This is a genomic window from Parapedobacter sp. SGR-10, from assembly GCF_011030405.1.
Classification (GTDB): Bacteria; Bacteroidota; Bacteroidia; order Sphingobacteriales; family Sphingobacteriaceae; genus Sphingobacterium.
This window is the reverse complement of sequence record NZ_JAAJTJ010000019.1, coordinates 18,477-39,555: the sequence shown is the minus strand read 5'-3', so window position 1 is coordinate 39,555 and position 21,079 is coordinate 18,477. Positions and strand designations below refer to the sequence as shown.

At 41.4% G+C, this 21,079-nt stretch carries 13 protein-coding genes; 4 read left to right on the top strand and 9 right to left on the bottom strand.

Going from position 1 to position 21,079, the window contains the following annotated elements; genetic code table 11:
- Window positions 1–6 precede the first annotated feature (6 nt).
- Window positions 7–732 carry a ThiF family adenylyltransferase gene (locus tag G5B00_RS13060; protein ID WP_163876063.1) on the top strand — a complete coding sequence of 242 codons (726 nt, stop codon included), beginning with the start codon at window positions 7–9 and terminating at the stop codon, window positions 730–732.
- Window positions 733–1,233: 501 nt separating this feature from the next.
- Window positions 1,234–3,786 (top strand): DUF5686 and carboxypeptidase-like regulatory domain-containing protein, encoded by a 2,553-nt coding sequence (locus G5B00_RS13055; protein ID WP_163876060.1) that lies wholly within the window; start codon window positions 1,234–1,236, stop codon window positions 3,784–3,786.
- A 40-nt stretch (window positions 3,787–3,826) separates the two neighbouring features.
- Here the strand turns inward: G5B00_RS13055 and G5B00_RS13050 are convergent, their stop codons facing one another.
- Window positions 3,827–5,587, bottom strand: a complete 1,761-nt coding sequence (locus tag G5B00_RS13050) for a RagB/SusD family nutrient uptake outer membrane protein (protein ID WP_163876057.1) — start codon at window positions 5,585–5,587, stop codon at window positions 3,827–3,829.
- 12 nt (window positions 5,588–5,599) lie between these two features.
- A complete protein-coding gene (locus G5B00_RS13045) occupies window positions 5,600–8,851 on the bottom strand; it encodes a SusC/RagA family TonB-linked outer membrane protein (RefSeq protein WP_163876052.1) in 3,252 nt (1,083 codons plus the stop codon).
- 289 nt (window positions 8,852–9,140) lie between these two features.
- Between G5B00_RS13045 and G5B00_RS13040 the strand changes: the two genes are divergently transcribed.
- Window positions 9,141–9,923, top strand: coding sequence for a rhamnogalacturonan acetylesterase (locus tag G5B00_RS13040; protein WP_205966960.1), 783 nt, complete (start codon window positions 9,141–9,143; stop codon window positions 9,921–9,923).
- 76 nt (window positions 9,924–9,999) lie between these two features.
- Here G5B00_RS13040 and G5B00_RS13035 read toward each other — a convergent pair whose 3' ends face one another.
- The 6 genes from G5B00_RS13035 to G5B00_RS13010 form a co-directional block, all read right to left on the bottom strand.
- Window positions 10,000–11,193 carry a putative glycoside hydrolase gene (locus G5B00_RS13035; RefSeq protein ID WP_163876049.1) on the bottom strand — a complete coding sequence of 398 codons (1,194 nt, stop codon included), beginning with the start codon at window positions 11,191–11,193 and terminating at the stop codon, window positions 10,000–10,002.
- Window positions 11,193–11,948: a glucosamine-6-phosphate deaminase gene (locus G5B00_RS13030; protein ID WP_163876048.1), complete on the bottom strand. Its 756-nt coding sequence runs from the start codon at window positions 11,946–11,948 to the stop codon at window positions 11,193–11,195. Before G5B00_RS13030 ends, G5B00_RS13035 begins: the two co-directional genes overlap by 1 nt.
- 14 nt (window positions 11,949–11,962) lie before the next feature.
- Entirely contained in the window at window positions 11,963–13,408 is a 1,446-nt protein-coding gene (locus G5B00_RS13025) for a Gfo/Idh/MocA family protein (RefSeq protein WP_163876045.1), read from the bottom strand.
- Between the two features lie 283 nt (window positions 13,409–13,691).
- Complete coding sequence (locus G5B00_RS13020) at window positions 13,692–14,714, bottom strand: LacI family DNA-binding transcriptional regulator (protein WP_163876042.1); 1,023 nt, start codon at window positions 14,712–14,714, stop codon at window positions 13,692–13,694.
- Between the two features lie 124 nt (window positions 14,715–14,838).
- Complete coding sequence (locus G5B00_RS13015; protein ID WP_163876039.1) at window positions 14,839–16,485, bottom strand: UxaA family hydrolase; 1,647 nt, start codon at window positions 16,483–16,485, stop codon at window positions 14,839–14,841.
- Window positions 16,478–17,983 (bottom strand): tagaturonate reductase, encoded by a 1,506-nt coding sequence (locus tag G5B00_RS13010; protein ID WP_163876037.1) that lies wholly within the window; start codon window positions 17,981–17,983, stop codon window positions 16,478–16,480. Before G5B00_RS13010 ends, G5B00_RS13015 begins: the two co-directional genes overlap by 8 nt.
- A gap of 258 nt (window positions 17,984–18,241) precedes the next feature.
- On the opposite strand from G5B00_RS13010, the gene G5B00_RS13005 reads away from it, so the two are divergent.
- Entirely contained in the window at window positions 18,242–18,949 is a 708-nt protein-coding gene (locus G5B00_RS13005) for an NUDIX hydrolase (protein ID WP_163876034.1), read from the top strand.
- Between the two features lie 202 nt (window positions 18,950–19,151).
- Here G5B00_RS13005 and G5B00_RS13000 read toward each other — a convergent pair whose 3' ends face one another.
- The gene (locus tag G5B00_RS13000) at window positions 19,152–21,059 is read right to left on the bottom strand and encodes an OmpA family protein (RefSeq protein ID WP_205966419.1); all 1,908 of its coding nucleotides are present in this window, start codon (window positions 21,057–21,059) and stop codon (window positions 19,152–19,154) included.
- Window positions 21,060–21,079: the final 20 nt, after the last annotated feature.

The following is a 21,079-nucleotide window of genomic DNA, read 5'->3' as shown; positions in this document are numbered from 1 at the left end:
AAATAAATGAAAGATTTATCCTGGTTGTCCAGAACCGAAGCCTTAATAGGTCGGGAAGGATTGGAAAAATTGGCCGATTCTCATGTCATGGTCCTTGGTCTAGGTGGTGTAGGTTCCTATGCCGCTGAATTTATCTGTCGTGCAGGCGTCGGCAAAATGACGATCATTGATGGCGATACCGTAGATCCTAGCAACAGAAACCGGCAGCTTCCTGCCTTGGCAACCAATCATGGTATGGCCAAAGCGCAGATCATGCAACGGCGTCTGCTTGACATCAATCCCGAACTGGATCTGCATGTGGTTGAGGAGTTTGTGGTTCCAGAGCGTATTCCGGCGTTGTTAGATTTGAAACCAGATTACATCGTAGAGGCTATAGATAGTGTGACGCCAAAATTATTTTTGATTCGACAAGCTTATGCCGCACAGGTCCCCTTTGTCAGTTCGATGGGAGCAGGGGGGAAAGTAGATCCAACAAAGATCAGAATAGCCGACATCAGCGAATCCTACAATTGTAAATTGGCACATCATATACGCAAGAAGCTTCGTAAGCATGATATCCGTACAGGGGTGAAAGTAGCTTTTTCGACAGAACTGCCCGATAAGTCTTCATTGCTTTATACGGATGGAAGCAATTTTAAGAAATCGGCCTATGGTACGATGTCGTACCTACCAGCTGCCTTTGGTGGGGCAATTGCTTCGGTTGCTATTCGGGATCTTTTGGAGAGGGATTGAGTTGAATTAATGTTAGCGCACGTGACTCCTTTGTGTGCTTGTTATTGAGGCACACGAAAGGATTCGTGCGCCCAATGTCATTAAGTTAAGCGTTTTTGTCATCCTAAACAACGTGAATTGCGGAGCAATCATTCATGCCATTGAAAACACACAAGAATGAATAACGATCTGTATACTATCCCTTTCGGTATCGCGAACAGATTCAATGTTGCATCAGCCCCACCGCCACCAACACGTCCCTGATGCCTGCTTCGCGGTCGGCTAGCCTCAGAATGACATAAAAGAACGGTTACATCCTTAACTTAATACCATTGTTCGTGCGCCAGTATACGGGAACACAAAGTCAAAGAATTACATATCTTACTAAAGCATGTTGTAACAAATTATCATGCAAAAGTCAAACTGTTTTCAGACGCTTTAATATATAAAAAATATATTTTTATTTTGCATCATAACTTTTGAACTATTTCATCAAAAAGTCAAAAGTAAAAAGTGTTGACTATGAATATATTTTTACGTACTGTTTTTTTATCCTTATCCCTTGCTCTTTCCATATCGTCCTTTGGACAGTCATTGGATATTCGGGGACGTGTATTGGATGCTCATACAAAGGAAGCAATTTCATTTGCTACCGTAGCTGTAGTAGGAAGCAGCTATAGCACCTACACGGATGATAATGGAAATTTTAATTTAACGATACCCGATCCTCAATCCAAGGTTCGTGTTTCATATGTAGGTTATACCAGTCAGGATCTAGCTATTTCTCTCCAAAACACAAGTTTTCAAATCTTTTTGCAATCGGAGAACGTCATTGATGAAGTAGTCATCAAGAGACCTAAGCTCAAATATTCGAATAAGGACAACCCCGCTGTAGCACTGATTCGACAGGTTATTGCGCATCGGGATGAAAATAGAATGTCAGGTCAGCAGTTTGTGGAATACGAGCAATATGAAAAAATATCATTGGGTCTGAGCAACCTCTCTCCAAAGTTCAAAGATAGGAAAATATTCAAAAATTATCAGTTTCTCTTTCGGAAGGATGACAGCAACACAGCCGACGAAAAATACATCTTGCCGGCTTTTATCGAAGAAAAGGTGTCCAAAGTCTATTACCGTAATGATCCGAAAAAGACCAAGCAATATATTTTGGCCGAACAGCGGGCCGAGTTTGATCCGAAGTTTGTAGACAATGATGGGCTTTCCAATTATTTCAATAAGTTGTATGAGCATGTCGATATTTATGATAGCAATATCACATTGTTGACCAATCAGTTTTTGAGTCCCATCGCAAATGCTGCACCGACATTTTACCGTTTTTATATTACGGATACGATCAAGACCCATGAGCATGAATTGGTAGAACTCAGCTTCTTTCCACGCAATAAGAATGATTTCTTGTTTCAAGGAAAGCTGTATATCACGTTGGATGGGCAGTATGCTGTACAGAGTGCTAAGATGGCGGTCAATCCCGAAATCAATCTGAATTTTGTGCGTGAACTTCAGATAGAGTTGTCCTTTGACAAGGATAATCTCCATAAATATTATCTCCATAAAAGTAGTCTTGGGATAGATTTTGCATTGTCCGACAAAGGAAAAGGTATTCGAGGCAACAGAATTGTGTATTATAAGGACTATGTCAATGGCAAGCAACAGCCGGATAGTGTGTATAGTGGGGATGCGGTCGTAAAGCTCCCTGTAGAAAAAGTGGAAGAAGATTCGGAAAACTATTGGGCAAATTTACGCTTTGAACCCCTTAGCCAAGAAGAGCAATATATTTATCGGAATATAGATTCCTTGCAGTTGATGTCTTCTTTCCGTCGGATTATGGATATTGGTGCCCTGCTGTTTTCGGGGTACAAACAGGCTGGTCCGGTAGAGATAGGGCCGGTAAATACATTTTACAGTTATAACCCTGTAGAGGGGCTACGGTTTCGTGTCGGAGGGCGCACCACCGATGCTTTGAGTACACGTTTTTATTCTGAAGCATATGGGGCCTATGGATTTGTAGACAAAAAGTGGAAATATTTCCTGAGCGGAACCTATTCCCTAAACAATAAATCCGTGTATAGATTTCCGCAACACTACATCCGTGCTTCTGTCCAACGGGATACCAAGATTCCCGGACAGAACCTGGAATTTATCCAAGAGGATAATATACTGTTGTCTTTGAAAAGAGGAGAAAACGAAAGCTATCTGTACAACGATATTTATCGGCTGGAATACAAGGCCGAATTCAAGAATAATCTATCTGTGACGGCTGGTTTGAGTAAATGGAAACAAGAGCCGGCAGGTGTGTTAAGGTATGCATTGCCCGAAACAAATGGTATGCCTACAACATTTTTGAATGAATTGCGTACAACTGAAGCTTCGGTAGGGTTGCGTTGGGCCCCGCATGAGGAATATTATCAAGGAAAGTTGTATAGGACACCTATTTTCAACAAGTATCCTATATTTACCGTCAATTATACTACGGGTATCAAAGGATTTTTGGAGGGACAATACAACTACCACAATTTCAGTGGAAGTGTTTTCAAACGTGTATATCTCTCGCAGTTGGGGTATGCTGATGTCAATGTAGACGGAAGCTATGTTTTGGGAAAAAATATTCCTTTCCCTTTATTAACTATACATCGTGCGAATCAAACGTATGCTTATCAATTGCAGTCTTACAACTTGATGAATTTTTTGGAATTTGTCTCAGATCATCATGCAGCTTTGAATGTGCAATACTATATGAATGGATTTATCCTCAACAAAATTCCTTTACTCAAGGAACTGAAATTGAGGGAGGTGTTTAGCTTCAAAGGTATATATGGAGGATTGCGTGAGGAGAATAACCCAACGTATAATGACAAGGTGTTCGCTTGGCAAACCAATTCTGACGGAGATGTGTCGTCTTTTACATTTGGGTCACAGCCTTACATGGAAGCAAGTGTCGGTCTGTCCAATATCTTTAAAATATTACGTGTAGACGTTGTGAAACGGTTGAATTACTTAGACCATCCTTCCGTTTCCGAATGGGGAGTACGTGCAAGGATTAAGTTTGATTTTTAGAAAAAGTAGAGGCACAATGTATTGTGCCTCTACTTTTTCTTTAATACCCATAATCTTGTTTTAATTTAGGGTTTGCCTCCCTGGCCGATTGAGGAAAAGGCATCAATTCACTATGATTAGCTTTAAACAGTTGTGCTACGTTTGTGATCCATGTATCTGTCAATCTGACTATCCAATTTACGCGGGTAAAGCCTGTTGGAGCAGGGGTAGGTGTAGGTTCGTAAAGTGAATGGCTCCAGATTACTTCTGTAGAAGAGGGTTTGTAATACATGTATTGCGGTAAGTTTTCGTAAGGAGCTTCCTTATTTTTCATTTTGGTAAGCTTTTCCCTTACTTCGGTGATTTTTGTTCCTAATAGATTCCATCTTATCAAATCATACTTTCTGATCCCTTCCCCCCCGAATTCAAAAGATCTTTCGTTGACGATAGCTTCAAAAAAACTGTCTTTTGTTGTAGGTGTTGTTCCGATCAGGTCACTATCTCCTCCAAAACCTCTTGTCCTAACTTCTTCAAACGCAGCTATTGCATCACTTGTCGGACCGTCGTTGAGTTCGTTTTCTGCTTCGGCAAACATTAATAAAACATCTGAAAACCTTATTAAAGGCCAGTTAAGCCCGGTAGATTGATTGGCTGTATTTAATCTGGGGTTTATCCAGTCTGAGCGAAATTTGCCACTGGTCATATTGGCAAGAGCCTGTACATTTTTGTAATATTCCGGACTGTTATAATATGGAGCTGCTGTGACATCTCTTCGTAGGTCAAGCGGATCAAAGCTATAGAAATAGGTGGGGATAATACGTATTTGTCCATTTCCCAATAATGATGTATTCCCAGGAACATAAAATCGTGGACCATCGTAATATCCAAGGTTGCTTTCATCTTCACGACCCATAGCAACCTCGAATAGTACCTCACCGTATGGATCTATCTTATAAGAACATATTCCGTCTTTGAATACCGCTTCGAAACTTGGATTAAGCGTATGTTGATCACGATGTTGCATGATATCGAAACATTCGTCTCTGGCAATTTGATAATATTTTGTGTAATCTGAACCACGTTCCATGACTCCAGAAGCCCTTCTTAGTGAGTAACCTCCACGGTACAAAGAAAGTCTTGCTCGCATTGCTTTGACGGCACCTTTCGTAATACGTTCATCAGAAGGAACTTCTGTTCTCCAAGGAATAAGTGAGGATGCTAATTCCAAATCACTGATTAAGCGGTCATAAATAATATCACGATCCGTTTGTTCCATGAAAAGATCAGGTTGGTCTATTGACGGTTCAAAAGGAGCAGGAATGTCTCCCCAGTTTCTGATCAACTCAAAATAAAACTGTGCTCTCAAGGTCAAGGCTTCACCATGTAACCTTCTGAGTTCAATTTTTTCCTCTTCCGAACCATTTTCGTAAAGTGACATCATCGGTATATTCTTGATACAGATATTTGATCTCTCTACCCCGGCATAAAGTTGTTCAAAAGGGCTCTTTAACTGTGCATTTGTAGGACTTAAATTGTATCTAGACAAATCTCTCGAACTATTGTCCGGCGCAGAACTATTTAATACCCCTACCATTTCATCATTGTCATATGGGTACATCATACTAAGCCTACTGCCATACCCTTGTCCTCCGGCGAGTCTGTCATAGGCCCCTAATACGGCACTCCTTGCATTCTCTACGGTGCTAAAGACAAAATTTTCATCAAATGCCGAAGGAGGATCGAGATTTAGGTAATTTTTGCAGGATATTCCTAATAACAATACACCGATGGTCAATAGGTAATTTAAAGTTTTTCTTTTCATTATGTATGGATTTTATAATGACAGGTTAATTCCCAAAATAAATGTCTTACTTCTTGGATAGGCCGCATAGTCGACACCTGGTGTTACCGGTACCGATCTTCGGGTGTTGGCCTCTGGATCATATCCCGTGTAGTTGGTGAATACGGCAAGATTATTTATCGTTCCGTACACTCTTAAATTGTTTATTTTTATACGATTGACGAGGTGAGAAGGCAATGTATAGCCCAATGTAATATTGTTGATCCGCAAAAAAGACCCGTCTTCCATTGCCCATGAAGTCGGGTACCATGCGCCTGTGCCACTGATAGGAATCCACATAGTGGCGTCTTTATTGATTTCAGATAGTACTTCGGGAGCTGCTCCCGTAACAAATTGTTGCCCATCGATGGTCTCCACTTGTTGTATTCTATTCCCATTCTGATCAATGGTTTTCCAGCGACCAGATACCATTTCTAGCGAATTGGCATAGGAACTGTATGCATTGGTAAATTCAATTTTGTTAGCGTTGTACGTGTTGTTTCCCACTACAAAATTTACGAAAATACTCATGTCGAAATTCTTATAGGTAAATTGTTGATTCAATCCTCCACTGAATTTCGGATTTGCGTTTCCGATAATGGTTCTGTCATTGTCATCAATGACCTTATTGCCATCTAAATCTTTCAATTTCATCCAGCCAGGTTGGGCTATGCCGATTGCATCAGAAACGTCTGTTACACCATTTTTGAGCGTGTATATGGACGTAATGGGATCATAATCGAAATCATCTGTCGTATAGAATCCATCTGCCACAAATCCATACATAGCACCTACAGGTTGGCCCACCTGGACAACATAATCCGATGGCTGGCCGGATATGCCAAAGCCAGATTTTTCATAATACAAATCTTGTTTGTCAGATATTTTCTCTATTTTGTTTCTATTGAATGATATGTTGAAGTTGGCATTCCATACAAAATCCCTATGGTTTATTGGAATAGTATTGACTTGAAATTCCAACCCTCTATTGGAAGTGCTGCCGATATTTTGTATCTGTGTGGTATAGCCAGATGTAGAGGGGATAGGTACCTTTATCAATAAATCATGAACCTTATTTTGATAGGCATCTGCTATCAGTTGTATACGGTTCTTGAAAAGAGAAAGATCAAGCCCGATATTTTTTGAGACAGTTGTCTCCCAAACAAGATCTTTGTTGGCAAGGTTCTTCGTAATGTATGCAGGAATGAGTTCTTCGTTGAGCGCGTATTTTGCACCGGCCTCGTATATATTCATAAATAGATAGTCGTCTATACGGTCGTTCCCGGAAGTACCATAGCTTAATCGTAGTTTTAAGTCGGAGATTGCTGTGATATCTTGCATGAAATCTTCTTGTGAAATCCTCCATGCAACAGATCCTGATGGAAAGTATCCCCATCTCTTATCTTCCGCAAACCTAGAAGAAGCGTCTGCTCTCATACTAAAAGTTGCCAAATATTTGTCTTTGTAACTATAATTGCTACGGTTAAAGAATGATAATGTTCGTGTCGCCGATTTATAGTTCTGGGGGTATATTTCAGGAGATGTCAGCATTGTGCCTAGGCTCAGCTGACCTAAAGCTTTCTCTGCAGTGATGCCTTTTGGAAAGTTCTTGAGTTGCATTTCGGAACTTCTATAGTCGATATTGTAAAATTCATTCCCTAATAATATGTTCAGCTTATGACTGCTTCCTTTTTTTAGGTTAAATGTGAATACATTAGAAAAATTCAGATTGTTTCTGTCCATATCGAGTACACCTACCATCGGCAATTGCCCTCCCTGTGTCCTTGCTCTGGATGTAATCCCATCTTCAAAACTCTGGGTAGACCGTCTATGATAGTTCACACCTAATGTGCTTCTAAAGGACAACATCTTATTAAAACTATAGTTCAAGAAACCGTTAAGGTGAGTGGTTTGCATTTCTCGATTTCTGTACTGTGCATTGCTCAATGCTACAGGGTTAATTATGCCAAGTGCATTTCCTGTATTGGTTTCTTCGTAATAGATTTCGTCAACCTCTTCGTCCGTAAGATTACCAAGGTTCAAAGGCATATATTTGACCGTGTGTCGGAGCATATTATAGGTACTACCTCCTGCATCTGAAGTGCCTGCGCCCAATACGTTTTGATTGGAATATCTCACATTAAATCCAGCGTTCAGTTTATCGCTTACTTTGCTGTTGAATCTAAAATTTAACAATGTTCTCTTATAACCAGAGTTGAGCATAATGCCATCATCGTTATTGTGTGTGACACTGAGGTTATATTGTGTAGCTTGTGTACCTCCCGCTACACTGAGATTGTGTGTTTGCATAAAGGCATCGTTTCCAAATGTTTTCTTTTGCCAGTCTATAAATGGTGTTTCTTTATATTGCTCTATATCTTGCCATGTACCATATCTACGTTCGAAGGCAGCTTCTGCTTGTGTTAATCCTCTAGAACGTTCGTATTGGCGAACAACAAAATCATAAGGCTTCATCACTTCTAGTTTCTTGGCAAGGCTTTTCATTCCCAATACATTATTGTAATTGACTTGAGGTTTTTTCATTTGTTTTCCACCTTTGGTCGTGATGATGACCACACCATTGGCACCTCTTGCTCCATAGATGGACGTTGTGGAAGCATCTTTTAAAATATCGACAGAAGCAATGTCTTGAGGTGATAAGCTCGAAATACCGTCATCAACTATCACACCATCTATAATATATAGAGGATCATTGCTTTGTGTTATAGAGCCGCCGCCACGTATCTTTATCTGTACCTCTGCTCCGGGAGCACCTTCTGATGTGGTCACCTGCACACCTGCCAAACGGCCAGTAAGCGCTTCGGCAGCAGAATTGATGGGGATATCTTTTAGCTGTTTCTCATTGATCGACGAAACGGAACCTGTCAAGTCTTTACGCTCCACCGTGCCATACCCGATGGCAACGACTTCTTCTATTTCATGGGCAGCCTCTGTAAGGAGGAAATCTATTTTAGTTTCCCCTTTAAAAGCTATTTCCTGTGCAACAAAACCAATATATTGTGCAGTGATAATTATATCCGATTCTCCAGCAGGTATAGTCAATGTGTAACTCCCTTTTTGATCTGTTAAGGCTCTCTGTGGATTGCCTTTTATATTAATACTCGCACCAATCAATGGTTGCTTGGTCTCTTTGTTGAGCACTTTGCCTGTTATTCTTGTTTGAGCATGCAATATTGTCATGCTGCTCACCAGAATGGCCACGGTTATTTTGACTGCTTTTATCATAAATAATTAAGTTTTTTATAATTGATCAAGAATCTGTTGCGTAAACAGATCGCTTGTATGAAAATTCATTCGATGCTTACACAAGAATACACGTTTTTACTGGAGATATAAATGAAATCAGGTAAAAAAATAGCGGAAGCGTTCTCGGTAATAATGTCGAGAACGTTATCGTTTTTTTTACGATCATATTGTGCTTTTTCTCTTCTTTTTTATAAAAAAGTATCGACCTTTAAGGTGCTGATCGAAGGCCCTAAAGAAATAAAATCCATGTAATTAATTATTTTGTATTATGATGAAAAAAGAAAAAAAACAAATATTAGGATTGTCTATTATACTGATAGCTTTGTTCTCTTTTGGAATTTATAGTGATCCTAAACCTACCATTCATTCCATAGGAGATTCGACAATGAGCGATTATGGAGAGAGTTACTTGAATAGATTTGGTGGTGAAGGCTATCCTATAAGAGGTTGGATGCAAATGATGCCTGAATTTGTAAAACCTGAGACAGTGGCCATAAATAATGCTGCAAGAAGTGGGAGAAGTTCGAAAAGTTTTAGAGAAGAAGGATTTTGGGACAAGGTAAAAGCTAAAATTCAACCGGGAGATTATGTGTTTATACAGTTTGGACATAATGATGCCAAAGAAGATTCGTTACGTCATACCGATCCACAGACTACATTTAAGCAAAATATCCGAAACTACGTCGAAGAGGTAAAAGCGAAAGATGCAAACCCGATATTGTTTACCTCCATCGTCAGAAGGCGATTTGACAAAAACGGAAAGATTATGGATTTCCATGGAGAATATGTCACCGTAATAAGAGATCTGGCAAATGAAATGAATGTTCCCCTTGTCGATCTTAACAAGCTGAGTGCAGAACTGGTGGAAAGTTATGGCGTAGAAAAATCTAAGGAATTGTTTCTTTATATCGAACCGGGACGGTTCTCAAAATTGCCAAATGGCAAACAGGATAATGCTCACCTTTGTGTAGAAGGAGCAAGGAAGATTGCTGAATTGGCAGTCAAATCAATGAAAGAGCAGAACTTACCTGTTGCAAAGTGTTTTCTGTGAGAAGTAAATAGGTTTTGTGAAGAGTTATAAACCCAATAAGGTTTTTGAAAACCTTATTGGGTTTTGTTTTGATTTATTATTTGCTTGACAGAACTTTGGCAGATGCTGCAGGGATATTTATTTTACCCTCTACGGTATCATTATCCCAGGTGCTCCAAATCCCTTTGGGAAGCTTAAAAGAACGAGTTTCTTTTGAGGAAGGATTTACAATAACTAGTCCTTTGGAATATCTCCTTATCCATAGACCGGAATCCAATTTCGTTGGTACTGACACTGGTTCACCGATATCGGTATCTATCTCCTTTCTATAAGAAAAATGATGGTAAATAGCCTTATCCGTATAACCCACCATAGCTAAGAGACTACTGGGCCCTCTGCTGAGTAAATAATTCCCGATGACATACTCTACCTGCTCTTTGGGCCAATCATTGGCATGCTCGCCTTTCATTTGATTGATAGATATATATCCTTTTTCGGGAGTGATTTTATGGATAATGGCCATGGCTTTTTCCCATTTGTCATCCGTGACGTTGATACCCCGGTGTGCAAAGCCATTCTCGTCAAGCCAGGCATCTACAGCTTGAATTATCTCCAGTACGACAGGCTCCGGTGCTGAGTTGGCCTTTATATTGCCTACTAATGCAATACCGAGCGGATTCAGTTTATCTTTTAAGAATTGCATCCATCCTATCATGTTTTTATGGAAAGTTGTATCATTTTTTTGTCCGGTGTACAATTTTACCCATTCGTTTCCGGAATACCTTCCTACGGCTTTAGGCCAATTTCCTAAATCCACATTGTCCATGGCAATCACTTTGTAGCCAGCCTGAACAGCAGGCATGATGAATTTTTGCAAATAATATTCCCTCACTTCCGGATTGGACACATCCAAGGGAACTAGTCCGCCATAACTGTAGATATAACCATAAGCCGGAGTTTTTCGATCTTCCTGATACATGATCCAATCCGGATGGTTTTCTTGATACCATTTGATATCCAGTTTGCGGTCGGGATTACGTATGGAAGGAAAGTATTTGCTGCCTGTGACATACTCCGGTTGCTCTGAGGAGCGCGATCCCCATACGTAAAATACTTTGTTCTTCTGTTGTTGATAAACAGATTTGTCCTTTATCTGGTTGTCAAATATCTGAGCCATAGGTATTCCATGTGACGGAATACCTGATGAACCCAAAAAAATTGTTTGATTCTGTGCATTGAGGCTTACCGATAGGGCTAAAGCACAGATTATCAATAAGCTGATCTTTTTCATTATGCTTCTTTTCCTTCTACAATATTTGATAATAGACTTGCGGAAGCCTCGTCGAGATAGAAACTGCAATTGGGATGCAGTTGTAGTATGCTGGCCGGGAACATGTTGCTTACGGGTTGTTCTAAGCTGTTTTTTACAGCCTGAGCTTTTCTTTCATCGGGTACAGAGCAGATAATGTGTTGAGATTTCATAATCTGTTTTACCGACATGCTGATCGCCTGTGTCGGGACTTCTTCCAAAGATGCAAACCAACCTTCTCCCATTTGTTGTTTGCGGCACTGCTCGTCTAGATCTACAATCAGGTAGGGTTCTTCCGTGTCAAAATCGGCGGGTGGATCATTGAATGCCAAATGTCCGTTTTCGCCAATTCCCACTAATGCAACATCAATTGGATGCTTTTCAATGATTGCTTTTAGTTTTGCTATTTCTCCTTCAGGATCGGATTCTCCATTTATCAAATAGGCTTCCTTTAAAGGAGGGACTTTGTCCAAAAAACGTTCTTTCAGATATTTTCTAAAACTTGCAAGTTCTGTCATAGGGAGTCCGATGTATTCATCCAAATGGAACATTACAACTTTGCTCCAGTCAATATCTTCTTTTATGAGTTGATTGATTGTTTCGAATTGACTTGTGCCGGTAGCAAGGATAATGTTTGCTTGACCTTTTTCGTTGATGGTCTCTTTGATCAGTTGGGCAGCAAGGTTTCCAGCTGCTTCTCCAAGTTTAAGTGGATTTTTGTAAATATTGATTTTCATAAAAAATATTGAGTTTAAAATGTTGTATTACTTCCTCTTTTGGGCAACACACCTGTGTTTGCTCCAGTTAACAGTTGTATGTCTACGGGCTTGTTGGTTTTCCATTTTCCTCGGGTAAAATCAGGGACGTCTATCGAATTGGATCTATTGGAAACAGATTGCTCACTCAATGGACCTAATGCACTCCATAAGGCTGTGTCGTACACATCGATGTCAAGAGGAAGCCCATTGCGAAGGCAGTCAATAGTGCGCCAATCCATTATAAAATCCATTCCTCCGTGCCCTCCGAACTTTTTGGCTATATCTCCGATTTTCTTTGATATTGCAGGGGTATATTTTTCTTGCAAGACTTTAAACTCTTCCTCTGTAGCCCATTGATGACCGATCGCTATTTTTCCCGGAAGAGGATAGCCCTGTGCCGTTGCTTTGGTACCACTGACTAGGTGTATGCGTGAGTACGGACGAGGTGAAGTGACGTCATGTTGTATCATGATGGATCGTCCCTTACTGGTTTTGATGATGCTGGTATTCATGTTGCCGCGGAAGGATTTGTTTACATAGGGTTTGTAAGAAGCATCTTCTTCTGCGAGGTTCCTTGCCATATTTCCCATCATGAAATCGTTTGAAGAGAGCGAGACTAAATAATCCATTTTGTCACCACGATTGAGGTCCATTATTTGGCTTACAGGACCAAGGCCATGGGTGGGGTAGAGGTTGCCGTTACGAAGGTTTTCTTTCAATCGCCACAATTCCCAATATTTTTCTTTAGAAAAATTACCTTCTAGCAAATCGTGGATATAGGCCCCTTCACAATGGATAATGTCTCCAAAAAATCCTTGCCTAGCCATGTTGAGTGTCAATTGTTCAAAAAAACCATAGCAACAGTTTTCTAGCATCATGCAATGCTTTTTTGTTTTTTCAGAAGTTTCTACTAGCTGCCAGCATTCTTCCACAGTAGTTGCCGCGGGCACTTCTACACAGACATGTTTGCCCTGATTCATGGCATATACCGCCATGGGAGTGTGTAGGTGCCAAGGCGTAGAAATATAAACAAGATCTATATCACTTCTGTCACAAAGCTTTTTCCATTCCTGTTCTCTGTCAGTATATAAAGTAGGATTGTGCTTGCTTCCATTTAATTTTTGTTTGGCAGCATCGGCTTTTTCAGCTCTGATATCACATATAGCTTTAATATCTGTGCCTTCAATATGAGAAAGTCTGAAAACTGCTGCAGAACCACGATTTCCGACACCAATGAAGCCAACTCTTACTGTCTCCAGTTTGGGAGCGGCATACCCACACATGTTGAAAACCTGTGAATCTGAAGGGATACTGAATGGTGTTAAAAGATCAGTTTTTGCGTCATTTGCATGACCAAAGCCTTGCAACAAACCTGATCCGGCCAAACTTGTTCCTAATAGTCCAGTGAGTTTTAGAAATTCTCTCCGATTATTTTTCATGTTTATAATTTTAGAGGGTTGATTACTTTCTTGCACAACATCGCTTTCGTCGATTGTTTACCCAAATGTATCAAATAAGCAAGTGACATTTAGCGCATCTGCCTGAATAAAATAGCGAGAACGTTATCGATTTTGGAAATAAAAACTACCTCAGATTCTATGCTTATTCTAAGATCTCAATTGGCTGTGGATGTTGGTTATGACATCTTGTGTAAGTAACAATGCGGTATCTTTAAAAAATGCAGGTATGGATATCAGATATCATGAAACTAATATAAGCCAACTATTTGTTTTCAGAAAAAACAACAGATTGCCTTACGATCAGTTTCCCCGGTAGCACTATGTCGCGAGGTTCGTGATCCTTATTTTTGATATGTTTTATCAAGAGGTTGCAACTCTGTTGCCCAATTTCAAATGCCGGTTCTTCTACTGTGGTTAGATTAGGTTCTATTACCGTAGCGATAGGGTCGTTGGTAAAACCGACAACGCCCACATCCACACCGACCTGAATATTATTTGCTTTCAAAGCTTGAATAGCTCCTACAGCTTTTCGATCATTCACCGCAAAAATGGCATCTGGAGCATCCGTTAAGGATAAGAGAGCTAATGTGTCCGTATATCCATGCCCCTGCGAAAAACCGGAAAAAATAATGTATTCCTCCTTTTGGGGGAGCTTTGCTTTTTCCAATGCTGCCAAATAGCCCTTCAGCCTTTCTTGGGTAAAGTTCAACTCTTTGGGGCCTGCTATATGGGCAATTTTTTGATAGCCTTTTTCGATAAGATGATTGGTTGCCATAAAGGAACCATCAAAATCACTCTGCATCACCTTCGAGGCATGGATTTCATGCGGTACCCGATCAAAAAATACAATTGGTAGACCTCTTTGCATCAACTGTTCAAAATGATCTTGCATGTCCGAATTGGAGGAAATAGAAATCAATAGACCATCCAAACTTGTTGTGGCTATATTTTTCAATAAAATTTTCTCTCTATCCACATCGTCATTAGTGACAAAAAGTATAATGTTGTATCCTTTATTGTAGGCTTCCTCTTGAATGCCGGATATGACTGTAGAAAAATAATAATTGGTAATAAAAGGGATGACTACTCCTATATTTTTTGTACTACCCGATGCCAGAGCGGCAGCATTTTTATTCGGCGTGAAATTGAGTTCTTCGGCCAATGCAGTAACTTTCTTTCGAGTCTCTGGACTGACATCATATGCATCCCGCAATGCGCGGGATACAGTAGACACAGAAATGTTGAGTATCCTGGCAATGTCTTTAATTCCGACCTGTTGCTTCATAAGCTATTTTTCTATATCTATTCGTAATTTCGAACCTAATGATGAACCTAAGTTACTTAACTTGGTGTACCATCATGTTGTGCATACTGGTAAATGTAAGAAAATATCGGTAAAAAGCATTATATTATAAACTGACCCCCCGTTTCCATGGGATGAAATCGTCTTGATTCAACTGCACCGCCTTAGGAATAATCTCGCCACTTGCGGCTTTGATGCAATATTCCAGAATGTCCTCTCCCATTTGCTCGATCGTCTTTGCGCCATCGATGATAGGTCCGGTATTGATGTCGATGATGTCAGACATACGTCGGGTCAAAGCATTGTTTGTGGCGACCTTGATGACAGGGCAAATAGGGTTTCCGGTAGGAGTGCCCAATCCTGTAGTAAACAGAATGAGTGTCGCGCCGGCAGCTGTCTTTCCGGTAGTGGCTTCCACATCATTGCCGGGTGTGCAGACCAGGTTTAACCCCGGCTTGGTGGCCTCTTCGGTATAATCCAGTACATCGACGACAGGTGAATTTCCACCTTTTTTGGCGGCCCCGCTACTTTTTATGGCATCGGTAATAAGGCCATCACGGATATTGCCGGGCGAAGGGTTCATGTGAAATCCGGAGCCTGCATCTTCGGCGGCCTGGCTGTAAGACTGCATGAGATGGATGAATTTATGTGCGGCGTCCGGATCGACAGTCCGGTCGATCAGGTTTTGCTCTGCTCCACACAGTTCGGGAAATTCGGCCAACAAGACCTTGCCACCCAATGCGACCAAAAGATCTGAGGTATAACCCACGGCAGGATTGGCCGATATACCACTAAAGCCGTCGCTTCCACCACATTTCACGCCCAAGGTCAACTTGCTCAAGGGTACGGGCGTACGTCCGAGTGTATTGATCTCGGTCAGCCCGATGAAGGTCTTTTGGATAGCCTCTTTGATGAGCAATTCCTCGCTTTTGGATTGCTGCTGCTCAAAAACGAAAAGCGGCTTGTCAAACTGTGGATTACGGGATTTGATCTCGTCCAATAGGTCCTGTAGTTGAAGATTTTGACAGCCTAGGCTAAGTATGGTCACTCCCCCGACATTCGGATGGTCGGCATAGGCTGCCAGCAATTTCCCCAAGACCTCTGCATCTTGTCGAATACCGCCACAGCCCCCTTGATGGTTGAGGAATTTTATGCCGTCGACATTTTGGAATACACGTTCTTTCCGGTGCGTCGGTACGCTCAATGCATCCAACGATAGAGTATTCAGGCTTTTCCCTTCTTGATATGCGGCTAGCAGTTCGTGGGTGAAAGCACGGTATTTGTCCGTGACCGAATAACCAAGTTCATGGTAAAGCGCTTCTTTGATCACATCGAGGTTTCTGTTTTCACAGAAAACCGTAGGAATAAAGAGCCAATGGTTTGCCGTGCCTACACGACCGTCTCTGCGGACATAGCCGTTGAACGTGCGTCCGGCAAATCGGGATATGTCGGGTGCTTCCCAATGGTGGTTGTAAGGACGAAAGACATACGGATCTGCAGCATGTTTCGTATTGTCAGTCGTCATCAATCCTCCTTTAGGGATAGTGTATTGCGCCTTTCCGACCAGCACACCGTACATGATGATTTCGTCTCCGGCTTGCATATCTTTCATGAAAAATTTATGCTTGGCCGGAATGTTATCCTGCAGGATATATACCTGTCCATCGTACAACAACTCTTCACCCTTGGCCAAATCCTGTAAGGCGACCAATACGTTATCTTTGGGGTTGATTTTCAATATTCTGTTAGCCATGGTCAATTTGTTTTTGTATGGTTTCCAATATGCCTTGTGTCTTGTAGGCGTCCACATATTCCTGTACACATTCGGCTAAGCCGGCGTACTTGGTGAGATCGGTATCCCATAGGGATCGGTCTCTCAACACATTTTGTACGACGGTGGTTGGGTCCTGCCAATGAGCATACAGGAGTGGTGCAAGCTCATCTTGTAGTATGATATCCCTGTCATTGAGGATATAGCTATATTGATCATTGGATTTCTCCGTGTTCATAAGGGTCAGGTATGCCGCGAATCCCATCGCGAAGTAGGTAGGGGGCGTTGTATGGGTCTGGTACCAACGGTCCAACAGAGGGATAGCACGCATATTCATCTTGGACGAAAAGTTTAGGGCAATGTTTTCCCAACGGTGATCGAGAAAAGGATTGCTAAAGCGATCGATGGCACTGCTTGAAAAATTTGTTACATCTTGTGCTTTGATGTCTTGATCTATGATCGCGTTACCGATTTCGTTTTGCATCAGCAACCGGACAAAGGTACTGAAAGTGTCGTTGGACATAGCCTGCTTCACAACTTCAATACCGGCGAGCAAAGCGATGCCACAGCTCAACGTATGCGTGCCATTGAGCAGCCTTAATTTTAGTTCTTTGAATTTTTCGATGGATGGAACGATGACTATGCCACTATCGGCCTGTGCAAAGCTTAAGGTTTCTTTTACCAGTGGGGATGTACTTTCGATGGCCCATAGGCGGAAGGGTTCGGCCATAATCATGAGTTGGTCTTCGTAACCAAGCTTCTGCTCGGTGTCTTCCTGCTCTTCTTTTGGGAGCCGTCCCGGCACGATTCTATCTACCAAGGTGTTGCAAAAGTGATTGGCATCGGTCAACCATTGTTTGAAACCGTCTTCCAAGTCATTTTGATCGGTCAGAGCCAAAAGTATTTCCTTCAGTTTGCCTGCGTTGTCCGATATGAGTTCGGTCGGAAGGATGACAAGACCCGCATCTGCCGCACCTTGGAAAAATTGATACCGTTTGTATAAAAAGGCCAACAGTTTGCCCGGATAGGAGGAGGGCGGTATGTCATCTATTTTGTTATTGCTCAACGTGATGCCGGCTTCGGTGGTATTGGATATCACGATGCGTAGATCGGGATTGTGGGCAGTTTCCAATACCGTTGGCCAATCTTGACGAGCGGAAAGTACACGTGAAATCGAGTTGTTGACCATATAGTTTTCCACTTCTTTTCCTTGTTCAATGCCTTTGATACAAAGTGTATAAAGATTGTCTTGGCGTTGGAAGGCATCGGTTCCGGCTGAATCGGTGGATTTGACCATGATGATGCGGCCATTGAAGATGTGCTGCTTGTTTGCTTTATCAATGAAATAGTCCGGTAGCCCTCTCAACAGGACGCCTGTCCCAAACTGTAAGACACGTTCGGGTAGAAGAAAAGAATCGGCTGTTGGCAATTCTACGTCAGTAGATTTGATATTGGCCAGGTTTTCTTTTGAAAGTAACATAGGGTATATACTGATTTCTATTATTTATTGTTTACTTGATCGACATCTAATAATGCGAAACACTACTTTTTACAATGTATAATTATGCTAAAATGTCTAACGGATGTCTATAGTTTTGACAAGTCTACATTCTTTTTTCCTAAAAATAAAAGAAAAACCATGCAAACGTTTCCGAAGAGTGAGTCGGTTTGTTGTCTCCCTGCATAAATATTAACCCTATTTTTGTTTCTTCGAAAAAATATTACATCTTTATCGTATATGGATTTTTACAAGAATGAGCCTAGTGTATTATTAGCTGTGGACTGTGTTATTTTTGGTTTCAACGGTGATTCTTTGGACATTCTGCTGTTTAAGAGAGCCATTGAGCCCGAAATCAATAAATGGAGCTTGCCGGGAGGGTTTGTGCAGGCTGAAGAATCCCCCGAGGTCGCTGCTGCCCGTGTACTGAAGAAACTCACGGGATTAGGGAATATTTATGTTGAAGAGTCTGCGGTTTTTGGTGATCCCAAACGAGAATCCCACCGACGTGTGGTGAGTATTACGTATTATGCACTGATAGACGTCCATAAATATCAGCATGTGATCACGGACGATTACGAAGCCAGATGGTTCCCGTTGAACGATTGCCCACCACTCATATTCGATCATGAGGAGATGATACGTGTTGCTAAAGGTAGGTTGAGGTCAAAAGCGGCCCTTTATCCCATTCTTTTCGAGTTGTTGCCGGAAAAATTCACGCTGCCCCAGATAGCAACCCTCTACGAAAAAACGTACGATATAGTCTTAGATAGAAGAAATTTCAATAGGAAGCTGCTTGGTTCGGGACTTCTCATCAAACTCAAAGAGAAAGATAAAACGGGGTCGAGACGAGGGGCTTATTATTTCAAATTGGACAAGAAAGTGTACAAAGAGAAGATTATGTCGTTTTTGCGGTATTTGCCTAGCTGGAATATTGATTCGGAATAGCTATTATATATAAATAAAAAAAGGTTTTCAAACGGGGAGAATGAAAACCTTTACTAACCAATTATAAACCTAAATTATGATGATACAAAGGTAAGTGTATTTGTAACACATTGCAAATTATTTTTAAAAAATATTAATAAATTTGTTAAATATCTGTTTTTCAGTGTTTTATTTTTTTTTAAGAGTGCTTTTTGATCTATTTCTACTTCTTTTTTTGATCGATAATTTTGATTTCAGTTCTTCTGTTTAGTTGTTTTCCTTCCTCACTTTCGTTATCTGCTACAGGAAGTTGGTCTCCATAGCCCTTACTCGTGATGCGAAATCTTTCTATACCGTTTTGAAGCAGGTAATGGGTGACGGATTGCGCACGTTTTTCCGAGAGGGTTTTGTTTAATTCTTTGGTTCCCGTGTTGTCGGTGTGACCTCCTACTTCGATGATGACGGTAGGATTGGTTTTCAAAAAATCCAATAGCAGGCTAAGATCACTTTTTGATGCAGGTAAGATGTCAGATTTGTTGGTGTCAAAGTAGATATTGTTCAGTTGTATGGTATTGCCCGTCTTGATGTGGGCGAGTAATATCTCCGTCGTGAACTTTTCATTGGCGAGTTGTGTGTCTGTGAGGTCGTATTGTCTGGAATCGAAGAGGTATCCTTCGGCTTGTACATGTACGGCATAGTTTCTTCCGATCGGCAAAGTTGCAATGAACATTCCGTCTTGGAAATCGGATCGGTCTTCAAACACGACTTTCTGATTGTCCGTGTCGGTTACCGATACCCGTGCGACTACGGGCTGTTTGTTCTCTGCGTCCAGTACTGTTCCTGCAATATAGGCTACAGGTGCAGGTTTGATGTCTTTCGAGAGTTCAAATTCGTATATGTCCAACTGACGACTTGCTGAATCCTGCGTAGAGAAAAAACCGATACTTCCGTTCATGTTGACATGGACAGCGGTTTGATTATGGTGGTTATTGATGGGTTTTCCAAGATTTGTCGGGATTGCCCATTGTCCCGTCGTATCGGTTTTGCTCATAAAAAGATCTTGCCCCCCGTATCCGGGCCATCCATTGGAGGAAAAGTACAGCGTTTTGTTGTCAGCGTGGATATAGGGAGAACTCTCGTCGTAAGGGGTGTTGATGTTTTTGCCGAGATTGATAGGGACTTTCCATTTGCCATCCTCGCCGAGCTCACTTTTCCAGATGTCGTTGCCCCCAAATCCACCGGCACGGTTGCTGACGAAATACAGTGTCTTGCCATCGGCTGATATAGCGGGCTGAGCTTCCCACCCTCGGGTATTAATAGGTGCACCCAAATTGGTCGGTATAGACCATTTGCCGTTCTCTTTTTTCGAAATATAAATATCACAACTTCCATAACCGGAGGGACGATTGCACCCTGTAAAAAAGAGATATTTACCATCCGGTGAAATACAATGTGCTCCTTCGTTGAAGTTGTCCGAATTGACTTGTCCGATCAATTTTTGTGCTTCCGACCAGTCCTTTTCATTACTTAAGTGGCTCTCATAAAAATTTTCTTGGTTATTTTCCTTGCGGGTGAAGATGATGGTGTGCTGATCGGCCGTCAATTGGGGGAAATATTCATCGTACTGCGTGTTGATGGATGGGGGAAGTTTGATTAACTTTATAGGGGATGCTTGGGTATTGTCCAGTGCAAAACGGCAGTCTGCCAGGTATTTATTGACCAGATTTTTGCTTTTTTCTGAAATGTTTGTATTTAGGTATCGTTCGAAATAGGGGATAGCATCACTATATTGCCCGGTATGCAAGAGAGCTTCTCCTAGTCCGAAGTCGGTCAATGGCGTTAGGTCTGCATCTAGACGCAGTACCTCTCTATAGTTGGGGATAGCTTGGTCAAATAGACGCTGTGACCGGTATATATCACCCAATTGTTGGTATGCAGTTGCGAAAGTAGGGTCTTCTGCGATAGATTTGTTGAGAAAGTCAATAGCGGCTTCGTACCGATGGGTCTGTAGGTTCTTCAAACTGTTTTCATAGTATTGTTGTGCTTTTTTGTTCTCCGACTTTCTTTGAGCCAGGGCATGGGATAGGCTCATAAAGCACAGCAGTAGCATGACATGTATGAATTTATGCATCACAAACAGGATTTGACACC

Excerpts from the sequence above, each read along its gene's own strand:
- G5B00_RS13060 (WP_163876063.1), top strand. The coding sequence starts at position 7 with ATGAAAGATTTATCCTGGTTGTCCAGAACCGAAGCCTTAATAGGTCGG.
- G5B00_RS13055 (WP_163876060.1), top strand. The coding sequence starts at position 1,234 with ATGAATATATTTTTACGTACTGTTTTTTTATCCTTATCCCTTGCTCTT.
- G5B00_RS13050 (WP_163876057.1), bottom strand. The coding sequence starts at position 5,587 with ATGAAAAGAAAAACTTTAAATTACCTATTGACCATCGGTGTATTGTTA.
- G5B00_RS13045 (WP_163876052.1), bottom strand. The coding sequence starts at position 8,851 with ATGATAAAAGCAGTCAAAATAACCGTGGCCATTCTGGTGAGCAGCATG.
- G5B00_RS13040 (WP_205966960.1), top strand. The coding sequence starts at position 9,141 with ATGATGAAAAAAGAAAAAAAACAAATATTAGGATTGTCTATTATACTG.
- G5B00_RS13035 (WP_163876049.1), bottom strand. The coding sequence starts at position 11,193 with ATGAAAAAGATCAGCTTATTGATAATCTGTGCTTTAGCCCTATCGGTA.
- G5B00_RS13030 (WP_163876048.1), bottom strand. The coding sequence starts at position 11,948 with ATGAAAATCAATATTTACAAAAATCCACTTAAACTTGGAGAAGCAGCT.
- G5B00_RS13025 (WP_163876045.1), bottom strand. The coding sequence starts at position 13,408 with ATGAAAAATAATCGGAGAGAATTTCTAAAACTCACTGGACTATTAGGA.
- G5B00_RS13020 (WP_163876042.1), bottom strand. The coding sequence starts at position 14,714 with ATGAAGCAACAGGTCGGAATTAAAGACATTGCCAGGATACTCAACATT.
- G5B00_RS13015 (WP_163876039.1), bottom strand. The coding sequence starts at position 16,485 with ATGGCTAACAGAATATTGAAAATCAACCCCAAAGATAACGTATTGGTC.
- G5B00_RS13010 (WP_163876037.1), bottom strand. The coding sequence starts at position 17,983 with ATGTTACTTTCAAAAGAAAACCTGGCCAATATCAAATCTACTGACGTA.
- G5B00_RS13005 (WP_163876034.1), top strand. The coding sequence starts at position 18,242 with ATGGATTTTTACAAGAATGAGCCTAGTGTATTATTAGCTGTGGACTGT.
- G5B00_RS13000 (WP_205966419.1), bottom strand. The coding sequence starts at position 21,059 with ATGCATAAATTCATACATGTCATGCTACTGCTGTGCTTTATGAGCCTA.